At 70.5% G+C, this 2,077-nt stretch carries 2 protein-coding genes; both read right to left on the bottom strand.

All coding sequences use genetic code 11. The annotated features are described in order from the left end of the window. The coding region (locus E1258_RS32245; protein ID WP_132407715.1) for a hypothetical protein at window positions 1-828 on the bottom strand (828 nt) is incomplete at its 3' end. Further along, window positions 825-1,850: a hypothetical protein gene (locus E1258_RS32240; protein ID WP_132407713.1), complete on the bottom strand. Its 1,026-nt coding sequence runs from the start codon at window positions 1,848-1,850 to the stop codon at window positions 825-827. The genes E1258_RS32240 and E1258_RS32245, both read right to left, overlap by 4 nt. Between the last annotated feature and the right edge of the window lie 227 nt (window positions 1,851-2,077).

Below are 2,077 nucleotides of genomic sequence, written 5' to 3'. Positions count from 1 at the left end.
CTTGAGGCCCGTGGACTTCGACCGCGAGGAACCGCCGTCCAGGTCCCGGACGACGCCCCGCAGCCACCTGCGCGGCTCGACGGGAAGGTCGGACCCGTCGCCCCAGTGCTCGCGCCACAGGGCCCGCGCCGGATACGCCCGTAGCACCGCGTGGCACTCGGTGCGCGCCAGCGCGCGCCCCTCCGTCTGGTGCAGCCGCCGGTCGGCCACCATCGCGTCGACCGCCAGCAGGAACCGCCGCAGCCCCGCCATGGTCATCGCCGCCACGTGCGGGGCCGGGCCGTCCAGCCGGCGCAGGCCCAACAGTCCCCAGTGGGCATGGAAGACCGGCGTTCCCGGTGTCACGTTGCACAGCCGGAACCAGTGCTCGACGAGCGCGTCGTCGGGCTGGACGCGGGAGACGGCGGCCCAGTACCAGCCGAGCGGGTCGTGGGCGGCGTTGCGGGTCATCGGGCCGAGCCGACGCAGGGCGTCGTCCCAGTGGTTACGGAGCACCTGGACGCACCCCCGGGGGACCGGGTCGAGGTTGGCGATCGTTCGTAGCGCGCGCTGCCAGACCACGTCGACTCCCGGCTGCGCGCCACCATCCGGTCGCCACCGCCGGGTCAGCCAGCCGGCGATCGTCTCGTCGAGCGCCCGGTGGAAGCCGGCGTCCCTGATCGTCGTCGCCCATTCCAGCAGCAGGTGGTCCGGCTCCACGGTGTGCAGCGGACCGTGGTGGTAGGAGCGGGCGAACAACGCGTCCAGCGCGTCGAGCGGCTGGTCCGCGAGAAAACGGAACCAGATCGGCAACCGCTCGCCGAAGACGTTCCGGGCGGCATCAATCACAGCAGGTCCCCATCGGTCTGCTCGAACCGGTCACAGAAGTCCGCCTGGCACCTATAGGCCAGCTTGAGCAGGTGGAACCCGCGCAGTTCGTCCAGCGGCACCGACACGCCGGCACGGATCGTGCCGAGGCCCCAGAGGTGCTCGGCCTTGAAGGTGACGGCGGGATGCATCACCTCGCGGCACAGTCGTTCGTCGATCCGCAGGTTCACGCAGAATCCGGCACCGACCGGCGGAGGGGTGCAGAACGCGTCGCGCGGGGTGTCGTCGAACACCGTCGGCCGTCGCAGCAGTGGGCGTGCTGCGTCGTCCGTCGGCACAAGTCGCACCGGGTAACGGAAGACCGCCACGTCCACCCCGGCACTCGGGCTCAGCGCCGTCGGATCCAGGTGCTCCAGACCGAGCCTGTCCCGCAACTCGTCCTCCCAGCCCGGCCGCGACCACGCGAGCACGTCGGCCACGTCGTCCCAGACGAACGCGGCCACCGGCCGGTTGTCGAGCCGCTGCTGCCAGCTCAGCAGCAACTGGTTGGCGTCCACCTCGGCGTCGGGGTCGGCAATCCCCTCGCGTTGCGCCCGGGCCCAGCGGTCGAGGATGGACCGCACCACCTGGCGCGACTCTCCGCTGTTGATCGAGATGGGGGCGAGCCGTTCGAGCCGCCCCAGCCACGCCACATCCCGAACCAATTCGTCGCCGTCGTCGAAGTACCCCGAGAAGGTGTCCGGGCAGGTCGCACCTCGGGAGCTGAAGACCTCCGTGCGGACGCCGCCGCGGAGTCGCTCGTGAAGGTACTGTTCGTGGTGCGACATCAACTGCTGGAAGGCCGTGTCGGGGTCGGACGCGATCACGCGGTCCTTTGCGTCGGCGACATAGTCGTCGGTCCGGTGCCGCCGCTCGTCGTCCTCCATCAGGAAATTCCTGATCTGGAAGCGCCGGGTGCCCAGGTCCGGCTCCTGACCGAGCGTCAGCAGGAGTTCCGTGAGCGGCGGCGACGAACTCTTGAGCCAGGCGGGCGGAAACGTCACCGCCTCATCTTGCCTGATCCACCGGCCGCACCAACCCGCCGCGCAGTCATCCGATTACCGACATTCGTACCATCCGAATCCTGCGGCGAATACGACATTTGCCATTCTCGTGGCCCGCCGCCGGTGAAGACCGGCTTCTGGTTCCAGGGCGAGCGGGGCAGGGTGGTGCCGGGCAGCGGGCGACGGGCCCGGCGACGGGTTCGGCGGCCCGGAATGCAGGGCGGGCG

The organism is Micromonospora sp. KC207 (assembly GCF_004348615.1).
In the GTDB taxonomy this organism is placed as follows: domain Bacteria; phylum Actinomycetota; class Actinomycetes; order Mycobacteriales; family Micromonosporaceae; genus Micromonospora.
The sequence above is the reverse complement of the archived record's forward strand: the minus strand, read 5'-3'. Positions and strand labels throughout refer to the sequence as shown.